The sequence below is a fragment of the Paractinoplanes deccanensis genome (assembly GCF_016862115.1).
Lineage (GTDB): Bacteria > Actinomycetota > Actinomycetes > Mycobacteriales > Micromonosporaceae > Actinoplanes > Actinoplanes deccanensis.
In genome coordinates this window covers 35,245-55,264 of record NZ_BOMI01000043.1, presented here as the reverse complement: position 1 = coordinate 55,264, position 20,020 = coordinate 35,245, and the positions used below count along the sequence as shown (strand labels likewise).

Sequence of the window (20,020 nt, the reverse complement as noted above, 5' to 3'; positions counted from 1 at the left end):
CCTAGAGGATCGACGGATCGGGGAAGAGCGTGTCGCGCGCCGTGTGCCACACGTCGTCGTTCGGCGCGACGAGCATGCCGCGCTCGCTGTCCGTGGGACGGTACGGCGTGCCGTCGAGGTGCAGCACCGTGCCGCCCGCCTCGCGGATGATCAGCGAGCCGGGCACGTGGTCCCACGGCAGGATGCGCCAGAAGAGCACGAACTGCTGCTCGTCCAGGGCGACCGAGGGATATTCGTAGCCGGCACAGTGATGACCGTTGGTGACCTCGCCGAACGCGTGCGTGTGCGCGTCGGCCACCGCGCGCAGGTGCGGCGGCAGGTAGTGACGCGCGACGACGCCGCGCAGCGCCTCGGTGCCCGGATCGTCGGTGCGGGTCTTCACCCGTACGCCGTCGCGGTAGGCGCCGGAGCCCGCCTCGGCGAGCGTCAGGTGATCGCCGACCACGTCGAGGATCCACGAGGCCGCCGGCTCGCCGTCGCGCACCAGCGCCACCATCACGCAGAACGGCGTCTTGCCCGCGGCGAAGTTGTTCGTGCCGTCCACCGGGTCGACGATCCAGACGTCGCCGCCGTCGCGGAGCCGGTCGAGCACCCGCGGGTCGGCCGCGACCGCCTCCTCGCCGACCACCGTCGAGCCGGGCAGCAGCGCGGTGAGCCCGCGGGTCAGCGCCTTCTCGGACTCCTGGTCGGCGATGGTGACCAGGTCGCCCGGCGCCTTCTGCTTGATCTCGTCGTTGGCCAGGTGGCGGAAGCGCGGCAGCACCTCGGTGGCCGCTACCTCGCGGATGAGCTCGGCGACCTGGTCAAGCACGCGGCGGCAACTTCACGACGCTGACGAAGAACTCGTCGATCTGCCGGATGACGGCGATGAACCGCTCGAAGTCGACCGGCTTGGTCACGTACGCGTTCGCGTGCAACTGGTAGCTGCGCAGGATGTCCTCGTCGGCCGCCGACGTGGTGAGCACCACCACCGGGATGCGGCCCAGCTCCGGGTCCTTCTTGATCTCTTCGAGCACCTCGCGGCCGTCCCGCTTGGGCAGGTTGAGGTCGAGCAGGATGAGGTCGGGGCGCACCGAGTCGGCGTACTCGCCCTCGCGGCGCAGGTAGGCCAGCGCCTGCGCGCCGTCGGAGACGACGTTGAGCCGGTTGCGGACCTTGTGCTCCTCGAACGCCTCCTGGGTCATCAGCACGTCGCCGGGGTCGTCCTCGACCAGGAGCACCTCGATGGGCGTGCCGTCCGCCCGAACAGCACCAGTCATGCTGTGACCTCTTTCCGCGTCTCCTGCGCCGGGACCTCGGGAGCGTCGTCTTCGTCGCCGAACCCCGGCAGCACCGGAAGGGTGAAGTAGATCGACGTGCCTTCCTCGACGTCGAGGTCGAGCCAGATCCGACCGCCATGATATTCGACGATCTTCTTGACGATCGCGAGGCCGATGCCGGTGCCCTCGTAGGCGTCGCGCGCGTGCAGGCGCTGGAAGATCACGAAGACCTTGTCGGCGAACTCCGCCTCGATGCCGATGCCGTTGTCCCGGACGTTGATCCGCCACTCCTTGCCGTCCCGCTCGGCGCTCACCCGGACCACCGGCGGCACGTCGGGGCGGCGGAACTTGAGCGAGTTGCCGATCAGGTTGACGAAGAGCGTGGTGAGCAGCGGCTCCTCGCCCTCGACCGTGGGCAGGTCGGTCCAGGTGATCTCGGCGTCCTCGCCGGCGCGGGCCTCGAGCTGCGACTTGACCTCGGGCAGCACCCGGCCCAGGTCGACATCGGTGAAGCCGGCGGTGAGGCGGCCGATGCGGGAGAAGGCGAGCAGGTCGTTGATCAGGCGCTGCATGCGCTGGGCGCCGTCGACAGCGAAGGCGATGTACTGGTCGGCGCGCTCGTCGAGCTGGCCGGCGTAGCGCCGCTGGAGCAGCTGGCAGAAGCTGGCGACCTTGCGCAGCGGCTCCTGAAGGTCGTGCGAGGCGACGTACGCGAACTGCTCGAGGTCGCGATTGGACCGGGTCAGCTCCTCGGCCTGGATCTTCAGCTGATCGTTGATCCACTCGATCTGGGAACGGGCCTCGCGGACCTCGGCCAGCTCCGCGGCGATCTTTTGCCGCATGCCGTCCACGTCCTCGGCGAGGCTGGCCAGCTCGGGCGAGCCGGTGCTGGTGATGTGGTGGTCGTAGGCGCCGTCGGCCACCTGGCGGACCTGACCGGCCAGCTCCACCACCGGCTTGGTGACCAGGCGGTCGAGCAGCAGCAGCAGGGCCGCGCCGGCCAGGATGATGATCGCGGCGGCGGCGATCTGGATCGCCACCATGTTCTGGCTCGAGTCCTTGGCGGCGTCCGCCGACCGCGTGCGCAGCACCTGGATGTCGTCCTGCATCGCGGCGATCGCGGTGCGCAGCTCGTCGAACTGGGTCGTCGACGCGGCGTTGATCTTTTCTTGGCCGGCCTCGGGACCGCCGCTCTCGATCGCCTGGAGCACCGGGGTGGCGACCTGGCTGTGCCACTCGGCGGCCCGTTGCTGCACCACCTGCAACGACTGCCGGATGGCGGTGTCGTCCGGGTGCAGGTAGCCCTCGAGCAGCCCGATCAGCCGCTTCTCGTCGGCGACCCCGGTCGTGTACGGCTCGAGGTTGTCCCGGTTGCCGGTGATCGCGTAGCCGCGGACGCCGGTCTCCTGATCGACGTACGCCGTGTTGAGCGCCTCGCCGGCCGCGCGCATCGGGCTGGCCCGGTTGAGCACGTCGTCGAGCTGGCGATTGTTCTCGGCGGCGGTGATCGCCGCGAGCACCGCGAGGCCGGACAGCAGCAGGCCGACCGCGATGCAGAGCGCGACGACGCGGCGCCGCAGCGTCCACGTGCGCAGGCTGGTAAGGCTCACCGCCCGCTCCCCTGAGAGATCAGCAACATCGCCACGTCGTCGGCGAGCGGGCCGCCGTTGGCCTGCTCGGCCCGGCCCACCAGCCACGCGGGCAGCGCGGGAAGCGGCACCGTGCGGGCCGCCTCCTCGTCGAGCAGGCCGCAGAGGCCCTCGACGTCGAGCCGCTCGGCACCGTCGCCGGTGTGGCCCTCGATCAGGCCGTCGGTGTACATGAGCAAGGACCAGTCATCGCGAGAGAACTCCACCTCGGTCGCCGGCGTCGGTCTCGGGCTTACCCCGAGGACGATGCCGGTACGCGCGTCGACCGGCACGGCCCGGCCACCGGACAGCAGCACCGGCGGCGGATGGCCGGCCAGCCGCACCACGCCGGTGTTGCGCGACAGGTCGAGCGTCACCGAGGCGCACGTGGCGAACACCTCGCGCGCCCGTCGCTCGGTCATCAGCACCTGCTCGAGCGAGCCGAGGATCTGGTCGTCGGGCACCCCGGCCAGCACCAGCGCGCGCCAGGCGACCCGGAGCTCCACGCCGAGCGCGGCCTCGTCGACGCCGTGCCCGCAAACGTCGCCCACGATCACGTGCAGCTTGTCGTCGCCGATCTGCACCACGTCGAAGAAGTCGCCGCCGAGCAGGCCCATCGCCCGCCCGGAGCGGTAGAAGGTGTGCACCGAGACCTGCTCGGTGGACATGAGCGGCTGGGGCAGCAGGCCACGCTCGAGGCGGGCCGACTCCGCCTGGCGCAGCTCCACCTCGCGCAGCCGCTGGGCATTTTCGTCGGCGCGCTTGCGCTCGACCGCGTAGCGCAGCGCGCGGGTCAGCAGGACGCCGTCTACCTGGCCCTTGACCAGGTAGTCCTGGGCGCCCTCGGCGACCGCGGCGACGCCCAGGTGCTCGTCGGAGCGGCCGGTGAGCACGCAGACCGCGGCGCTGCCGGCCACGGCGAGCAGCTTGCGCAGGCCGTCGATGCCCTCGGCGTCGGGCAGCCCCAGGTCGAGCAGGACGCACTGGACGCCGTGCAGCATGCCGCGGGCCTCGCGCAGGCTGGTCGCCACGCGCAGGTCGAACGGGGCCTCGGCCTCGTCGAGCAGCTCGCGCACCAGGAAGGCGTCGCCCTCGTCGTCCTCGACCAGGAGGATGCGCAGCCGCTCCTGCTGAGCCGGCCGTTCCGGGGCGGGGCTGCTGCTGCGGGCGCGCGGGGCGACCGACCGCTCAGTCATGCCACACCCCGATCGCTCCCCACCCGCACCGACCCGCTGATCGTGTACCACCGGCAGCCCGGGCACAACACCGAGGCAATCTCACGTGGCGTCCTCGGCAGCCACCCTGCGGGCGTGGTGGGCGATGACCTCACCAAGGATGCCATGGAGCCGGCCGCACTCCCGGCAGTGCAGATTGTCGTCGAGCCGCCGGCTGCCGCACTCGGCGCAGGTGCCCCGATCGTCCGGATCGCGGTAGGCCTCCAAGGCCTTGCACATGGCGCGGATCACGTGGTCGCCCACCGCGAAGGTCGCCTCGCCGAGCGCGGTGCGCACGCCGACCACGGCGACCGGCGCGACCTCGGGCTGCGGGTCGTAGGGGGCCACCCTGTCGATGAACTCCGCGACGACGGCGGCGGGATCGAACGGCGTGCTCACCCCGACAACGCTAGGGCACGCCATAAACGATCTTCCGGCTACCCGGTGTCGGAGGTTCCCGCTTAGATGTCACCCATGCGTGCACCCGCTCTCGCCGATCCCGCCCGCCGGGCATCGGCCGCCGTGATCGCGATCGTCGTGTTCGTGCTGGCCGGAGTGGCGGCGGCGCGCTCGGTGCGGCCACCGGAGGCGCGGCCGGCCGCCGCGCCGGCCGGGGAGTTCAGTGCCGGGCGCGCCTTCCAGCAGGTGGAGGCGATCGCCACCCGTCCGCACCCGGTCGGCAGCGCCGCACAGGACGAGGTGCGCGAGCGCCTGCTCACCACGCTGCGCGGGCTGGGGCTGTCCCCCGAGGTGCAGGACGCGGTCTCGGTCCAGGGCGCCGGGCTGTCGTCGAGCGCGGGCGGCACGGGCCTCGCCCACGTGCGCAACATCGTCACGGTGATCCCCGGCACGGCGTCCACCGGCCGGGTCTTCCTGGTGGCCCACTACGACTCGGTGCAGACCGGCCCGGGCGGCAACGACGACGCGGCCGGCACCTCGGCGATCCTCGAGACCGCCCGCGCGCTGCTGGCCGGCCCGCGCCCGCGCAACGACGTGGTGCTGGTGCTCACCGACGGCGAGGAGGCGTGCCTCTGCGGGGCGAAGGCCTTCGTCGACCAGCATCCGCTGGCCCGCGACGGCGGGGTCGTGCTCAACCTCGAGGCGCGCGGCAGCTCCGGGCCGGCCATCATGTTCGAGACCACCGAGAAGAACAGCCGCCTGGTCGACGTGTACGGGTCGGCGCCGCACCCGGTCGGCACGTCGTTCGCGGTCGAGATCTACCGGCTGATGCCGAACGACACCGACTTCACCGCGTTCAAGGACGCCGGGTTCGCCGGCCTCAACGCGGCCTACATCGACGGCGCCGCGATCTATCACGCCCCGACCGACGTGCCGGGCGTGATGGACCAGGACAGCCTCCAGCACCACGGCGACAACGCGCTCGCGCTGACCCGGGCGCTCGGCGACCGCGACCTGAGCACGCTGACCAGCGGCGAGGACGCCACCTACTTCCCGATGCCGGGCGGGCTGGTGCGCTACCCCGGCTCGCTCGTGTGGCCGTTCGCGCTGCTGGCGGTGCTCGCGGTCGCCGCACTCGCCTGGCTCGCCCGCCGCCGCGGGCTGATCACCGGCCGGCGGCTGGCGGCCGCGGCCGGGCTGACGCTGATCCCGCTGCTGCTCGCGCCGGTGCTCGCCCAGGCGCTGTGGCTGCTTCTCACGTTGATCCGGCCCGGGTACGCGGAGCTGCCCATCGACCCGTACCGCCCCGGGTGGTACAGGCTGGCCGTCCTCGCCCTCACGGCGGCCGTGCTGTTCGGGTGGTTCGCCCTGTTCCGCCGGCGGGTCGGCCCGGCGGCGCTCGCCGTGGCCGGGCTCGGCTGGCTGGCCGCGCTGGGCGTGGCGCTCGCCGCGGTCACCCCCGGCGGCTCCTACCTGGCCGCGCTCCCCGCCCTGGCCGGGGCGATCGCCGGCATCGCCGCCGTCCACCTGCCCGGCTGGGCGCAGGTGGCCGCGGTCACCGCGGGCGGCCTGGTCGCCGTGGTGATCCTCCTGCCCACGGTGATCATGCTGTTCCCGGCGCTCGGCCTCCACCTCGGCGCGGCCGGCGCGTTCCTGGCGGTGCTGCTCGGCCTGGCCCTGCTGCCCGTGATCGACCTGATCCACCCGGCGGTGAGCGGCCAACGCGGCCTGGCGGCGGCGCGGGCCCGGCGGCTCGGCGGGCTGCCGGCCCTGGCCGCCGCCCTCGCCGCGATCGTCCTCACCGTCGTGGGCCTGTCGGCCGACCGGTTCGACGCCGAGCACCCGGCGCCGACCCAGCTCATGTACGCGCTGGACGCCGACACGAACACGGCGCGCTGGATCAGCGACGAGCCGAGGACCCAGGAGTGGACGAGCCAGTACGTGTCGGGCGACCTCCACCGGGTCGACGACACGCTGCCGTCCTTCGGCCCCGAGGAGGTCCGCACCGGCACGGCGCAGCCCGCCTCGCTGCCGGCGCCGAATCTCACCCTGACCGCTGACACCCGCTCGGGTGACACGAGGACGATGCGGCTGCGCCTCACCCCGCAACGGCAGGCCCGGCTGGTCACCCTCCACGTCGCGGCGGACTCCCCGGTCACCTCCGCCGTGGTCGGCGGCCGCGAGGTCCCGATCGGCGAGCCGGCCACCGACGGCCCGTGGGGCTTCGGCTTCGTCTTCCACGCCCCGCCACCCGGCGGTGTCGAGATCACCCTGACCGTGCGCGCCCCGGGCCAGGTCAGGTTCCGCGCGATGGACGGCAGCGACGGCCTCACCGCCCTGCCCGGCTTCCAGCCCCGCCCGGCCGACGTCGGCGCGGTCGGCTCCCACACCAGCGAACTGCTCGCCGTGGCGAAGACCTATACGTTGTGACGCGCGCGGGTCAGCGGCCGCGGCCGCGGCGGCCTGTGGGGGTGTCGTGGCGGAAGTGGACGAAGAGGCGGCCCCAGTTGTCGCCGTCCTTCTCCACGCGGTGGTAGAGCTGCTTGATCTCTTTTTGGTCGAGGAAGCGGAGCACCTTCTTCTTCAGTGCTCCGCTGCCCTTGCCCGGGATGATCTCGACCGTGGCGGCCTTCTTCTGGATGGCCTCGTCGATGACGCCGCGCAGGGCGCGGTCGATCTCGTGGCCCTTGTTGAAGATGTCGTGCAGGTCGAGCTTCAGCTTCACGTGATGATCCTAGGATTTCTCGAGCGGGTCGGACTTGCCGAGCCACTCCTCGACCCGGTGCAGGGCCTCGGCGTAGTCGGCGTGCTGCTTCATCGCCGCGGCCAGCCGCAGGTGGGGCAGGGCCTCACGAAAGCGGCCGGCCCTCTCCAGGGTCCGGCCGAGCACGTGGTGCGCGTAGTGATCCGAGGGATCATGCTCGACCAGCTCCCTGAGCTGGGTCTCGGCGCCGCTGAGCTGAGCGGAGTTGAAGTAGGCCCGGGCGAGCAGCAGGCGGACGGCCGAGTTGTGCGGCTCCGCTTCGACTATCGGCTCGAGCAGGCGGGCGGCGCCGAGCGGGTCGCCGGACTCGAAGTAGAAGGTCGCCTTGCGGTAGTCCTCCAGAAGATCCACGTCCCACGCTCCTCTGCCCACGCACTGAGCTAGCCCGCAGCGGAAAACACAAGGCAACCCCACGGGAGACACCAACGCTTGCACAACAAAGCCCGAACGGCGAGTGTTCCGATGATCCAAGCTTCGCGACAAATCTCCGCATATGGCAACCCTGTCGTCAGACAATGCCAGCGTGGGGGACTTTCCGAGCCAGTTCGTGTCCGCGCCGGCCCGTCCACGATTCGGGCGCGTCAAGGCGATCGTCGTGGGGGTCTTCGCGATCTCCCTGTGCCTGCTGCTCGCCGGCGGCACCTCGACGCCGGCGGTGAACTCGCCCGCCTTCCTGATCTCCGGGATGCGCGAGATCCCCTCCCCGCCGCTGGGCAGCTCGTGGGCTCCGGCGCCGCGCGAGGCCGGCGGCCTGCGGATGGTCGCGGGCGCCGACGGGCAGACCTTCCAGCTGCACACCGCGGGCGGCGACCGCACGTTCCTGCCCGGCGTCGACCTGAGCGACACCACCCCGGGCCACCTGCCCGGCGAGCCCGCCATCTCGGCCGCGCAATATCGGGCCTGGTTCGCGGCGATGGGCTGGCTCGGCATCCGGGTGGTGCGCATCTACAAGATCCATCCACCGGCGTTCTACGAGCAGCTCGCCGCCTACAACCAGGACAACCCGGAGCGCCCGCTCTATCTGGTGCAGGGTGTCGCGATGCCGGACGAGTCGTACATCGGCAAGAAGAACCTCTTCGACGCCACGGTGACCACGACCTTCCGGCAGGAGCTGGAGGCCGCCGCCCAGGCGGTGGCCGGCGACTTCAGCCGCTCGACCCGGCCCGGCCGGCCCGGCGGCGTCTGGAACACCGACGTCACACCCTGGCTGGCCGGCTGGATCATCGGCACCGAGCTCGACCCCGCCGCCGCGGCCGCCTCCGACAAGCGCAACGCCGCCAGCAAGCGCTACCAGGGCAAGTACTTCCGCAACACGCCGAAGTCCACGCCGACCGAGCGCTGGTTCGCCGCGCGGATGGACGAGCTGGCCGGATATGTGGCGAAGAAGGGGGTCAGCCAGCCGATCGCCTTTGTGAACTGGCCGACGACCGACCCGCTGCGGCACCCCGCGGAGCCGCTCGACCAGGAGGATCTGCTCCAGCTCGACGCGAACCACGTGCTGCCGACCGCGGACTGGCCGGCCGGCACGTTCGCCAGCTACCACGCGTACCCGTACTATCCGGACTTCCTGCGCTACGAGAGCGACCTGGTCGCCTTCCAGTATCAAGGGCAGTCCGATCCGTACGCGGGCTATGTCGCCGCCCTGCGCAAGCACCACGGCACCATGCCGACGATGATCACCGAGTTCGGGGTGCCCTCGTCGATCGGCTCGGCGCACGACGGGCCGCTGGGCCGCTCGCAGGGCGACCACAGCGAGCAGGAGGCGATGCGGATCAACGCGGACCTGCTGCGGATGATGAAGGACCAGGGCCTCGCGGGCGGCTTCCTGTTCGGCTGGATGGACGAGTGGTACCGCTACACCTGGAACACCGTCGGCCATCAGGACGGGGCGCGCCGCAAGCTGTGGCACGACCCACTCACCAACGAGCAGCACTTCGGGGTGCTCGCGATGGACGCGTCGGGCCCGCGGGACGCGGCCGAGCAGCAGCTGTTCGACGGCGGCGACGCCTGGCCGGCGCGCAAGGTCACGGCCGAGATCGACGAGGCGTACGTACACCTGGACGTCGAGCTCGCCAAGTCACCGCCGGGCTCCATGATCATCGGGTTCGACGTGCTGGACGGCATCACCGGGCCGCCCATGGCCGGCAGTACGGACCGGCGGCCGGACGCGGTCTTCGCGCTCAACCTGGTCGGGCACACCGGGCAGGCGTACGTGCGCGATCAGCTGGATCCGCTGAAGCTGGACTTCACGGTGCCCGCCTCGGTGCGCGGGCCGGCGCCGGCCGGCTGGAAGCCGTTCGAGCTGATCACGAACCGGGCGCACACCGTGCCGACGACCGGCGCGAAGCTCCCGATCGAGCTCCAGAACGCGGGCCTGCTCGTGCACGGCACGTGGGACCCGGCGAAGGACGAGGCGGACAGCCGGGCGCTGTGGCACCTCGACGACGACCGGCTCGCCGTGCGGGTGCCGTGGGCGATGCTCGGCTTCGCGGACCCGTCCACGCGCCGGGTCGCCGTACCGCAGAAGGGGAATTTGACCTTGCAGGCCAGCCCGGGGGTGACCGTGTCGCTGACCGCCTCGGGCACCGAGCAGGCGATCGGGCAGGTCAAGTGGCCGAACTGGAACCGGGCGAACTACGCGGAGCGCCTGAAGCAGGGTGCGGAGCGGCTGCGGGACGCGGCGCTGTCGACGGCGAACGGCTGACCAGCAGCATCGCCGCTCCGGCGGCGATCAGCAGGGCGCCGATGGTCACGAGCAGCAGGGTGCCGCGCCCGGCGGGGTGGGACGAGTAGCCGGCGCCCCAGCAGTAGACCTCGCCGGTCTCGGTGAGCGCGCAGGTGCTGTCCCCGTCCGCGACGAGCTGCACGACCCGCTGCCTGAGCCCGACCTCGACGAGCTCGCCGTCGGCGGCCGACGCGGGCGTCGCTCCACAGGTGAGCGCCGCGGCGACGGCCAGGAGCACAAGTATCCGTCGCATGCCACCATTATGGGCGTTTTATACGCTTTCGGTCGCTTTCGACACGCCCCGGCCCGCGGCGGCCACCTCGGCCAGCACGGGAGTGGAGGTGATCGTGTCGGCCACCGTCACCGTCGCGTGGCCGGCGACCTCACTCGCGGCGTACCGTGTGGTGCCGACCATGGTGGGCCCGAAGGTCGCGGTCAGGGCGAGCGCGGCGCCCAGCGCCAGAAAGCCGGTGCGCCGCTGCCATCCGAGGTGCTTCGTCGTCTGCGTCATGAGACCCACGATCAGGGCGTACGGTGTCTGTCGGCTGTGCGAAATTCATGCGTTTCCTGTGGGTACGGGTCACAGGTGGTACACAGGAAGCGGAAAGCCGGCGCAAAGCGTGGCCCGCGAAAGTAGGGGCATGACGATGGCGAACGCAGATTCCAGCACCGAGCTCCGCCGGCCCGACGGCAGCCCCGTCCGGGTCCTCGTGGTCGACGACGAGCCGACGCTGGCCGAGTTGCTCTCCATGGCGCTGCGCTACGAGGGCTGGGACGTCAAGAGCGCCGGCGACGGCCACACCGCCGTGCGCACGGCGCGCGAGTTCCGCCCCGACGCCGTCGTCCTCGACATGATGCTCCCCGACATCGACGGGCTCGAGGTGCTGCGCCGCCTGCGCGGTGAGTCGCCCGAGGTGCCGGTGCTCTTCCTGACCGCCAAGGACGCGGTGGAGGACCGGATCACCGGCCTCACCGCCGGCGGCGACGACTACGTCACCAAGCCGTTCAGCCTGGAGGAGGTCGTCGCCCGGCTGCGCGGGCTGATGCGGCGGATGGGCCACTCCCCGATGCGCACGGACTCGCAGCTCATCGTCGGCGACCTCTCGCTCGACGAGGACAGCCACGAGGTGCGCCGCGGCGGCGACCTGATCACGCTGACCGCGACGGAGTTCGAGCTGCTGCGCTACCTGATGCGCAACCCGCGGCGGGTCCTGAGCAAGAGCCAGATCCTCGACCGGGTCTGGAACTACGACTTCGGCGGCCAGGCCAACGTGGTCGAGCTCTACATCTCGTACCTCCGCAAGAAGATCGACGCGGGCCGCTCGCCGATGATCCACACGATGCGCGGAGCGGGTTATGTCCTCAAGCCCGCGGACTGAGCGGCCGGTGCGGCACCCGGCCCGCTGGCGCAGCCCGCGCGGCTGGCCGCTGCGCACCCGGATCGTCGCCATCATCATCACGCTGCTCACGATCCTGGGCCTCGCGGTCGGCACCACGGCGTACGTCTTCCTGCACGACCGTCTCTACAACGAGGTCGACGCCAAGCTCGACCGCACGAGCGACCCGTTCCGCGGCAAGTCCACGCTGCCGGGCGGCTTCGGCCCCTCGCGGGAGCCGGACCGCAGCGCGCCGTTCGGCGGCCAGGAGCCCGGGTCGATCACCGTGTACTTCGTCGACGGCGCCTTCGACGCCGGCGGCAAGGTGAACACCGTTCAGGACGCCAACGGCAACCCCGACACCGAGTACGAAGCCCTGAGCGACAAGGACATAGCCGAGCTGAAGGCCGTCGCGGTGGGCGACAAGACCACCGTCAGCCTCGACGGGGAGGGATCCTTCCGGGCGACCGCCACCGTCGAGCCCGACGGCGCCATCCGCGTCACCGCCCTGTCCCTCAGCACGGTCAACAGCACGCTGCTGCGGGTCGCCCTCGTCACCGGCGGGGCGGTCCTGATCGCGATCGGCGTGGCCGGCTGGGCGGGTGCGTTCATCGTCAGGCGCACCCTCGCCCCGCTCGACCGGGTCGCCGCGACCGCCACCAGGGTCTCCGAGCTCAAGCTCGACCGCGGCGAGGTGAAGCTCGCCCAGCGCGTGCCCGAGAGCGACACCGACCCCCGCACCGAGGTGGGCCAGGTCGGCGCCGCCCTCAACCAGATGCTCGACCACGTCGGCAACGCGCTCGAGGCGCGGCACGCCAGCGAGATGCAGGTACGCCAGTTCGTCGCCGACGCCAGCCACGAGCTGCGCACCCCGCTGGCCGCCATCCGCGGCTACGCCGAGCTGAGCCGCCGCAGCCGCGCGCCCATCTCGGACGAGATCTCGCACGTGCTCAACCGGGTCGAGTCCGAGGCCAAGCGGATGACGCTGCTCGTCGAGGACCTGCTGCTGCTCGCCCGCCTCGACGCCGGCCGGCCGCTCGCGCACGACCCCGTCGACCTCACCATGCTCGTCGTCGACACGGTCAGCGACGCGCACGCCGCCGGGCCGCGCCATTACTGGCAGCTCGACCTGCCCGAGGAACCGGTCATCGTCTACGGCGACGGCGCCCGCCTCCACCAGGTGCTCGCCAACCTGCTGGCGAACGCGCGCACCCACACGCCCGAGGGGACGGCGGTCACGGTGGCGGTCACGACCATGCCGAACGCGGCGGTGATCCACGTGATCGACAGCGGCCCCGGCATCCCCGCCGAGCTGCAGCCGCACATCTTCGAGCGGTTCGCCCGCGGCGACAGCTCGCGCTCGCGCGCCGCCGGCAGCACCGGCCTCGGCCTGTCGATCGTGCACGCGGTCGTGACCGCGCACCGCGGCAAGGTGTCGGTGCAGAGCGAGCCCGGCCGTACGGTGTTCAGCGTGCTGCTGCCGTACGACGCGCCGCAGCCCGCCGTCCCACCAGCTGAGCAGCAGTTCGCTCAGCCCGCCCAGCTCGCCCGCTGACGCGCTATGCTGTCCGACGTGTCTCGCTGGTATTCGTGGTTTATGGGGCCGGCTCCCGCCGGTGCCTCAGCCATGCACTGATCAGCAAGGTTCGAGACACCCGCCAGAGCCGGCCCGGGCAGCGACTTTGATGTCGCTGCCTTTTTGTTTGCCGCCGGCTCGCTCCTGGGGCCGGCCCTCCCGCCGCCTTCCGTCGTCGCCCCAAGGAGTGACCATGACTGCCCCCGAGGTTCAGCGCGTCCGAGACCAGCGCATCGAAAAGATCGTGCCGCTGATGAGCCCGGCGCTGCTGCACCACGAGCTGCCGCTGACGTCCGAGCTGCACGACACCGTGCTGGCCGGCCGCAAGCAGGTCGAGGACGTGCTCAACCGCCGAGATCCGCGCCTGCTGGTCGTCGTCGGCCCGTGCTCGGTGCACGACCCGGCGGCGGCCGGCGAATACGCCTCGCTGCTGGAGAAGGAGGCGCAGCGGCTCAGCGACGACCTGCTGATCGTGATGCGGGTGTACTTCGAGAAGCCGCGCTCGACGGTCGGCTGGAAGGGCCTGATCAACGATCCGGCGCTGGACGGCAGCGGCGACGTCGGCACCGGCCTGCGGATCGCCCGGCGGCTGCTGCTCGAGATCGTCGGGCGGGGGCTGCCGACGGCCGTGGAGTTCCTCGACCCGATCACCCCGCAGTACTACGCGGACACCGTGGCCTGGGGCGCGATCGGCGCCCGTACGGTGGAGTCGCAGGTCCACCGCCAGCTGGCCTCGGGCCTGTCGATGCCGATCGGCATGAAGAACCGCCCCGACGGCAGCATCTCCACCGCGATCGACGCGATCCAGGCGGCCGCCGTGCCGCACGTCTTCCCGGGCATCGACTACTCGGGCACGCCGGCGATCCTGCACACCACCGGCAACCCGGACACCCACCTGGTGCTGCGCGGCGGTGGCGGCAAGCCCAACTACAGCGCGGCGGACGTCGCCAACTCGCTGGAGCTGCTGCGCAAGGCGGGCCTGCCCGAGCGCCTGGTGATCGACTGCTCGCACGGCAACAGCGGCAAGGACCACCTGCGCCAGCCCCTGGTGGCCGAGGACGTGGCCGGGCAGATGGAGGCCGGCGAGCGGGGCATCAGCGGCGTGATGCTGGAGAGCTTCCTCGTTCCCGGGCGCCAGGACCTGGGCGCTTCCCCCTTGACGTACGGCCAGTCGGTGACCGACGCGTGCATGGGCTGGGAGCCGACCGTTTCCGTGCTGGAACGGCTCGCCGTCGCCTCCGCCAAGCGCCGGGCTTCCTGACACTCACAGCAGCCTTACAGGAAGGACATAAGGGCGCGACAGGGGCAGCGTCGACAGTGGCGAGGTATTGATCCTCCTTCCGTGGAGTGCCTCGATGACTTCGACGTTGCCCATCCCGCCGACGGTGGCGCCGGATCCGCCGCAGCCGGCCCCACCGCCCCCGCCGAGATCCCGTTTCCAGCGGCTCTACCTGGGGCCGACCGGTGACCCGATCTGGGCGCGGCCCTCCCTGCTCGGGCTCCTTCTGGTCACCGGCGTCCTCTACATCTGGGGACTCGGCAAGAACGGCTGGGCCAACGCCTTCTACTCGGCCGCCGTGCAGGCCGGCACGAAGAGCTGGGAGGCCTTCTTCTTCGGCTCCTCCGACGCGGCCAACTCGATCACGGTCGACAAGACGCCCGCGTCGCTGTGGTTCATGGAGATCTCCGCCCGGATCTTCGGCGTCAACTCGTGGAGCATCCTGGTGCCGCAGGCGCTGATGGGCGTCGCGAGCGTCGCCCTGGTGTACGCGGCGGTCAAGCGCTGGTACGGCCCCGCGGCCGGCCTGATCGGCGGCGCGGTCCTCGCGTTCACCCCGATCGCGGCGCTGATGTTCCGCTTCAACAACCCCGACGCGCTGCTGGTGCTGCTCATGGTGGCCGGCGCGTACGCGACAGTGCGCGCTCTCGAGAACGGCTCCACGAAGTGGCTCGTCCTCGTGGGCGTCTTCGTCGGCTTCGGGTTCCTCGCCAAGATGCTCCAGGCGCTGCTGGTCGTCCCCGCGTACGGCCTCGCCTATCTGATCGCCGGGCCGCCGAAGCTCGGCAAGCGCATCTGGCAGCTGCTGCTGGCCCTGGGCGCGCTGATCGTCTCGGCCGGCTGGTACATCGCGATCGTCGAGCTGGTGCCGGCGTCGCACCGTCCGTACATCGGCGGCTCGCAGAACAACAGCATCCTGGAGCTGGCGCTCGGCTACAACGGCCTCGGCCGGCTCAACGGCGACGAGACCGGCAGCGTCGGAGGCGGCGGTGGCGGCGCGGCAGGCGGCGGGATGTGGGGCGAGACCGGCATCCTGCGCATGTTCGACAGCTCGCAGGGCGGCCAGATCTCGTGGCTGCTGCCCGCGGCGCTGATCGTGCTGGTGGCCGGCCTGGTCATCACGGCGCGGCGGCCCCGCGTCGACCGGGAGCGCGCCGGCCTGATCCTGTGGGGCACATGGCTTCTGGTCACCGGGCTGGTGTTCAGCTTCATGCAGGGCATCTTCCACGCCTACTACACGGTCGCGCTGGCGCCGGCGATCGGCGCGGTGGTCGGCATGGGCGCGGTGCTGCTCTGGCGGCACCGGGCCAACGCGATCGCGGCGATCACGCTGGCGGCGACGGTGGCGGTGAGCGCCTGGTGGTCGTACCACCTGCTGGCGCGCAGCGCCGACTTCCTGCCGTGGCTGCGGTGGGTGGTGCTGGTGGGCGGTCTGGTGGGGGCGGTCGCGCTGCTCGCGACCCTGCGCCTGCCGGCCCGGATCGCGGCGCTGGCGGCGGGGGTCTCGCTGGCGGCGGTGCTGGCCGGTCCCGCGGCGTACGCGGTGCAGACCGCCTCGACCGCACACACGGGCTCGATCCCGTCGGCCGGTCCGTCCACGGGCTTCGGCGGCGGGCCCGGTGGCGGCGGCCGTGGTGGGCGTGGTGGCTTCCCTGGTGGCGGCGGTTTCCCCGGCGGTGGCGGTTTCCCGGGCTTCCCCGGCGGCGGCACTGCTAACGGCGGCACCGGCAACGGCGGCACTGCTAACGGCGGCACTGCTAACGGCGGCACTCAGGGTGGCACCGGTAACGGCACCGGTAACGGCGGCGCGGGCACCGGCGGCTTCCCCGGCTTCCCCGGCGGCAACGGCGGCGGGATGCGCGGCGGTGGCGGCATGGGGGGCCTGCTCGACGCCGCGACGGTCAGCGACGAGATGAAGGCGCTGCTCGAGGCCGACGCCGACAAGTACACCTGGGTGGCGGCCGCGGTCGGCTCGCAGAGCGCCTCCGGCTACCAGCTCGCCACCGGCGATCCGGTGATGGCGATCGGCGGCTTCAACGGCACCGACCCGTCCCCCACGCTCGCCCAGTTCCAGCAGTACGTCGCCGAAGGAAAGATCCACTACTTCATCGGCGGCGGCGGTTTCGGCGGCGGCCGCGGCTCCAGCGGCAGCAACTACTCCTCGCAGATCGCCGAGTGGGTGGCCGCCAACTACACGGCCAAGACCGTGGGCACCACGACGGTCTACGACCTGACCCAGCCCACCACCTCCACCACGGCCTGATCCATCTCCTCAGAACGGGCGGCTCTCCACCGGGGAGCCGCCCGTTTGCTTGCGGCAGCCGCCTCACCCGACCTCCTCGCCGCCACCCTCCTGCGCCCTCGCCACCCTCCTCCTCCGCTCTCATCCCTCGCGTGGTGCGCTTCACGCGCTCGCAAAATGGACTCACAGCGGTGCCACAGGGCCGGCATACAAGGCCCTCAGCAGGGGCGATCATGGTGGTCCGCATGAGCCTTTCGACGCAGCCCTCGCCGGATGCTGCCGCGACTCACTCCGATGCTCCGGTGCTCGACGTGGTCGTTCCGGTCTACAACGAGGAGATCGACCTCGGGCCGTGCGTGCAGCGCCTGCACGCGTACCTGCGCGCGTATTTCCCGTACCGGTTCCGGATCACCATCGCGGACAACGCGAGCACCGACTCGACCGCGAACGTGGCGCAGTGGCTGGCGGCGGAGCTGCCCGAGGTGCGCTGGGTGCACCTGGCGGAGAAGGGCCGGGGCCGCGCGCTCAAATACGTCTGGACCCATTCGGACGCCGCCGTGCTCGCGTACATGGACGTCGATCTCTCCACCGATCTCGGGGCGCTGCTGCCCCTGGTGGCGCCGCTGATCAGCGGACACTCGGACCTGGCGATCGGCTCACGCCTGGCACACGGCTCGCGGGTGGTGCGCGGGGCGAAGCGCGAGTTCATCTCCCGCAGCTACAACCTGATCCTGCGGGGCACGCTGGCGGCCCGCTTCTCCGACGCCCAGTGCGGGTTCAAGGCGATCCGCGGGGACGTCGCCCAGCGGCTGCTGCCGATGGTCGAGGACACCGGCTGGTTCTTCGACACCGAGATGCTGGTGCTGGCGGAACGCGCCGGCCTGCGCATCCACGAGGTGCCGGTGGACTGGGTGGACGATCCGGACAGCCGGGTGGACATCGTCTCCACGGCGGTCGCGGACCTCAAGGGCATCGCCCGGCTGCTGCGCGCCCTCGGCTCGGGAAAGCTGCCGCTGGCCACCCTGCGCGAGCAGCTCGGACGCAACCCGCTGCCGGTCGAGGGCGTGCCCACGGGCCTGACCGGCCAGCTGATCCGCTTCGCGGCGGTGGGCGTGGCGAGCACCCTGGCCTACCTGCTCCTCTACGCCGTCCTGCGCACGATGGCCGGCCCGCAGTGGGCGAACTTCATCGCCCTGCTGGTCACGGCGATCGCGAACACCGCCGTCAACCGCCGCCTCACCTTCGGCGTCCGCGGCAACGAAGGCGCCTGGCGCCACCAGGCACAAGGCCTGATCGTCTTCGGCATCGGCCTGCTGCTGACCAGCGGTTCGCTGGCCCTGCTGGACGCCGTCGCGCAGAGCCCGTCGAAGCCCGTCGAGCTCTTCGTCCTCGTCATGGCCAACCTGCTGGCCACCGCGGTCCGCTTCCTGATGCTGCGCATCTGGGTGTTCCGCGCCCGAGCCCGGGCCTGAGGCACTGCCGGCGCCGGGAGGGCGGCGCCGGAAATCCCCAGCACCTCAGCCCCGACGGAGAGACGGCGCCGCTTCCTACCCGGCGCCGTCTCTTCATAAGCTTGCGCACTCCGCTCCACCAGGCACACAAACCCACACCCGCGCAGCGCCGCCGGCGCAGCCGCCCCGCACCCTCCGACGCCACCGACTCAGCGCAGCCGCCCCGCACGCTCCGACGCCAGGGACTCAGCTCAGCCGACGTGCATCCTCCGACGCCACCGACTCAGCGCAGCTGCCGCACACCCTCCAGCGCTGCCGGCTCAACTCGGCCACCGTGCGCCCTCCGACGCCACCGAGTCGGCTCGGCCGCAGTGCACGCGCGGCTGCCGGCGGTCCGTCAATTGCCGCCCGCGACCTCGGCGTGGCAGCGAGCGGCGCTGGCCGCCCTGCACGCCACCACCGCGCGCGATCGCAAGAACGCCCTCTGCACCGCCTCGCGGGTCAGATCGGTGGCAGGCGGCGGCGCAGCTTTCGGTGGGCCAGGGCCGCGACGACCACGGTGGTGGCGAAGACGGCGGCGACCACCGCGGCGATCCACCAGCCGAGGACGCCGAGCGTGATGGCGGCGATCCAGAGGACCACGGCGGTGAGGATCAGCGATAGCGGCGCGCGTTTCGACCGGGGCGGATCGAGCTGCCCGCTAGCCATGCGGGCGCAGAACTCCGGGTCATCCTGCTGCAGCTGGCGTTCCAGCTGCGCCAGTCGACGGCTGTCTTCCCTGCTCAACATGACGCCACCTCCGGTCGGCCAGCGGCCTTGATCGAACGGCACGCACTCCGATCAATGCCATTGTTACTCAGATGTTGCCTCCCGGATACCTCTTGATTCTGGCGCGCCACGCTGATCTGCCTCCGACCAGGCCAAAGAGGTCATCTCGCGGGTCCACACGCCGTGAGCGACCGCGATGCGGGAGCCCCGGACCACGACGTGGGATCAGTCGAAGCTGACGGTCGCCTCCGGCACGTCGCGCGCCCGGGCCACCTCGGCGGCCTCGGACTCGATCTGTTTGCGCCGCGCGGCGGGCAGCTTGCCGAACGCCGTGACGGTCAGGTCGACCCTCTTGCGGCCGGCCATCTTGGCGCGCCAGACGCCGGCGATCTCCCCGTCGACCAGGAGCGCGCCCGGATTGCCGAGAACGCGCCAAACCTCCTTTTGCCGCGCCCGGTCCGGCACCATGACATCGCGATCACGCGCCTGAAGCAGCGCATCCATCGGCGGAACAAAGCGGACACCCGGCGCCGGCGAAGCGGCCTCGAGGCCGTCCATCGCATCGCTCGGCAACCACTTCTTCTTGCCCTCCACAGTGACCTCGGCGAGCCGCTTCGCCGGCCACACCGACTTCATCTCGGCGGTCGAGCTGCCCAGGTATTTGCCGACCTCCACAGGCGTCGCGGGCCCGAGAAAGCGCAGGTAGGTGACGATCAGGTCGGCTATCCCCTCGTTCGCGTCGGGACGCGGCGGCGCGCCGGGGATCGGGCCGAGCATCGCGTCCTTGCCGCGCGACTGCACCTCGACGCCGCCCGCGAGCCCGGAATGCTGCCAGACGTTGCCGGCGATGTGGCGCGCGCGGCAACCGCGGCACTCGTAGGTCAACGAGCGCGGCACCCGCTTGCTGACCTCTGTGCTCACCTCGCCGCGCGGCATCGGGCCCCGGACCACCTCACGGAACGCGTCGGCGGTGACCCGGAAGGCCTCGATGCCGAGCCGCATGCCCTCGGGGATCTGGCCGCTCTGGATGCGCGCGGTCGCGTCGGCGTCGCTGATCGGCCACAACTGTTTGACCAGCGCGGCGAGGTCGGCACGGCGATGGAGATGGGGTGCTCCCCGAGCCGCCCACACGGCGATGAGGCGATCGTCGGACAGCGGCCCGCTGGTGCGCGCGGCGAGCGCGACCTGGGCCGAGCCGGGCGTGTATTCCTGCACGCCCAGGTCGAGCACGGGCAGGTCGGCCGGGCGCGCTTCGACCCGCTCGGCGAGACCGAGGGCGGCGACACGGAAGGCCATCACCTGTGCACGATCGACACTGACCATGGCACACCTCCAGGAA

18 protein-coding genes are annotated in these 20,020 nt (G+C 71.6%); 7 read left to right on the top strand and 11 right to left on the bottom strand.

Going from position 1 to position 20,020, the window contains the following annotated elements:
* Position 1: 1 nt before the first annotated feature.
* The 5 genes from Ade02nite_RS12835 to Ade02nite_RS12815 all read right to left on the bottom strand — a co-directional run bounded on the left by Ade02nite_RS12835 (position 2) and on the right by Ade02nite_RS12815 (position 4,500).
* The gene (locus Ade02nite_RS12835; RefSeq protein ID WP_203761836.1) at positions 2–811 is read right to left on the bottom strand and encodes an inositol monophosphatase family protein; all 810 of its coding nucleotides are present in this window, start codon (positions 809–811) and stop codon (positions 2–4) included.
* Complete coding sequence (locus Ade02nite_RS12830) at positions 804–1,259, bottom strand: response regulator (protein ID WP_203761835.1); 456 nt, start codon at positions 1,257–1,259, stop codon at positions 804–806. Before Ade02nite_RS12830 ends, Ade02nite_RS12835 begins: the two co-directional genes overlap by 8 nt.
* Positions 1,256–2,869, bottom strand: a complete 1,614-nt coding sequence (locus Ade02nite_RS12825; RefSeq protein WP_203761834.1) for a sensor histidine kinase — start codon at positions 2,867–2,869, stop codon at positions 1,256–1,258. The genes Ade02nite_RS12830 and Ade02nite_RS12825 overlap by 4 nt, the downstream gene beginning before the upstream one ends.
* Entirely contained in the window at positions 2,866–4,083 is a 1,218-nt protein-coding gene (locus Ade02nite_RS12820) for a PP2C family protein-serine/threonine phosphatase (RefSeq protein ID WP_203761833.1), read from the bottom strand. Before Ade02nite_RS12820 ends, Ade02nite_RS12825 begins: the two co-directional genes overlap by 4 nt.
* Positions 4,084–4,164: 81 nt before the next feature.
* Positions 4,165–4,500, bottom strand: a complete 336-nt coding sequence (locus Ade02nite_RS12815) for a hypothetical protein (RefSeq protein WP_203761832.1) — start codon at positions 4,498–4,500, stop codon at positions 4,165–4,167.
* Positions 4,501–4,575: 75 nt separating this feature from the next.
* Here Ade02nite_RS12815 and Ade02nite_RS12810 point away from each other — a divergent pair, with 75 nt between their 5' ends.
* Positions 4,576–6,930, top strand: a complete 2,355-nt coding sequence (locus Ade02nite_RS12810) for a M28 family peptidase (RefSeq protein WP_203761831.1) — start codon at positions 4,576–4,578, stop codon at positions 6,928–6,930.
* 10 nt (positions 6,931–6,940) lie between these two features.
* On the opposite strand, the gene Ade02nite_RS12805 is transcribed toward Ade02nite_RS12810, so the two are convergent.
* Complete coding sequence (locus tag Ade02nite_RS12805) at positions 6,941–7,225, bottom strand: Smr/MutS family protein (RefSeq protein ID WP_203761830.1); 285 nt, start codon at positions 7,223–7,225, stop codon at positions 6,941–6,943.
* A gap of 9 nt (positions 7,226–7,234) precedes the next feature.
* Complete coding sequence (locus Ade02nite_RS12800; protein ID WP_203761829.1) at positions 7,235–7,615, bottom strand: tetratricopeptide repeat protein; 381 nt, start codon at positions 7,613–7,615, stop codon at positions 7,235–7,237.
* 172 nt (positions 7,616–7,787) lie between these two features.
* Between Ade02nite_RS12800 and Ade02nite_RS12795 the strand changes: the two genes are divergently transcribed.
* The gene (locus Ade02nite_RS12795; protein WP_203761828.1) at positions 7,788–9,968 is read left to right on the top strand and encodes a hypothetical protein; all 2,181 of its coding nucleotides are present in this window, start codon (positions 7,788–7,790) and stop codon (positions 9,966–9,968) included.
* Here Ade02nite_RS12795 and Ade02nite_RS12790 read toward each other — a convergent pair.
* Together Ade02nite_RS12790 and Ade02nite_RS12785 are read right to left on the bottom strand one after the other, a co-directional pair.
* Positions 9,871–10,242 carry an RCC1 domain-containing protein gene (locus Ade02nite_RS12790; RefSeq protein ID WP_203761827.1) on the bottom strand — a complete coding sequence of 124 codons (372 nt, stop codon included), beginning with the start codon at positions 10,240–10,242 and terminating at the stop codon, positions 9,871–9,873. The genes Ade02nite_RS12795 and Ade02nite_RS12790 overlap by 98 nt on opposite strands.
* A gap of 18 nt (positions 10,243–10,260) precedes the next feature.
* Positions 10,261–10,500, bottom strand: coding sequence for a hypothetical protein (locus tag Ade02nite_RS12785; RefSeq protein WP_203761826.1), 240 nt, complete (start codon positions 10,498–10,500; stop codon positions 10,261–10,263).
* A 130-nt stretch (positions 10,501–10,630) separates the two neighbouring features.
* On the opposite strand from Ade02nite_RS12785, the gene Ade02nite_RS12780 reads away from it, so the two are divergent.
* From Ade02nite_RS12780 to Ade02nite_RS12760, 5 genes are all read left to right on the top strand, one after another.
* On the top strand, positions 10,631–11,368 hold the full coding sequence (locus Ade02nite_RS12780; protein WP_203761825.1) for a response regulator transcription factor: 738 nt from the start codon (positions 10,631–10,633) through the stop codon (positions 11,366–11,368).
* A 7-nt stretch (positions 11,369–11,375) separates the two neighbouring features.
* Complete coding sequence (locus Ade02nite_RS12775; protein WP_438870975.1) at positions 11,376–12,920, top strand: sensor histidine kinase; 1,545 nt, start codon at positions 11,376–11,378, stop codon at positions 12,918–12,920.
* A 214-nt stretch (positions 12,921–13,134) separates the two neighbouring features.
* Positions 13,135–14,202 (top strand): 3-deoxy-7-phosphoheptulonate synthase, encoded by a 1,068-nt coding sequence (locus Ade02nite_RS12770; RefSeq protein WP_203761823.1) that lies wholly within the window; start codon positions 13,135–13,137, stop codon positions 14,200–14,202.
* A 94-nt stretch (positions 14,203–14,296) separates the two neighbouring features.
* Positions 14,297–16,483: a glycosyltransferase family 39 protein gene (locus tag Ade02nite_RS12765; RefSeq protein WP_203761822.1), complete on the top strand. Its 2,187-nt coding sequence runs from the start codon at positions 14,297–14,299 to the stop codon at positions 16,481–16,483.
* A gap of 224 nt (positions 16,484–16,707) precedes the next feature.
* On the top strand, positions 16,708–17,934 hold the full coding sequence (locus Ade02nite_RS12760; RefSeq protein ID WP_203761821.1) for a bifunctional glycosyltransferase family 2/GtrA family protein: 1,227 nt from the start codon (positions 16,708–16,710) through the stop codon (positions 17,932–17,934).
* A 480-nt stretch (positions 17,935–18,414) separates the two neighbouring features.
* Here the strand turns inward: Ade02nite_RS12760 and Ade02nite_RS12755 are convergent, their stop codons facing one another.
* Positions 18,415–18,702 (bottom strand): DUF3040 domain-containing protein, encoded by a 288-nt coding sequence (locus Ade02nite_RS12755; RefSeq protein WP_203761820.1) that lies wholly within the window; start codon positions 18,700–18,702, stop codon positions 18,415–18,417.
* A 204-nt stretch (positions 18,703–18,906) separates the two neighbouring features.
* Positions 18,907–19,977 (bottom strand): DNA glycosylase AlkZ-like family protein, encoded by a 1,071-nt coding sequence (locus Ade02nite_RS12750; RefSeq protein WP_239168723.1) that lies wholly within the window; start codon positions 19,975–19,977, stop codon positions 18,907–18,909.
* Positions 19,978–20,020 lie beyond the last annotated feature (43 nt).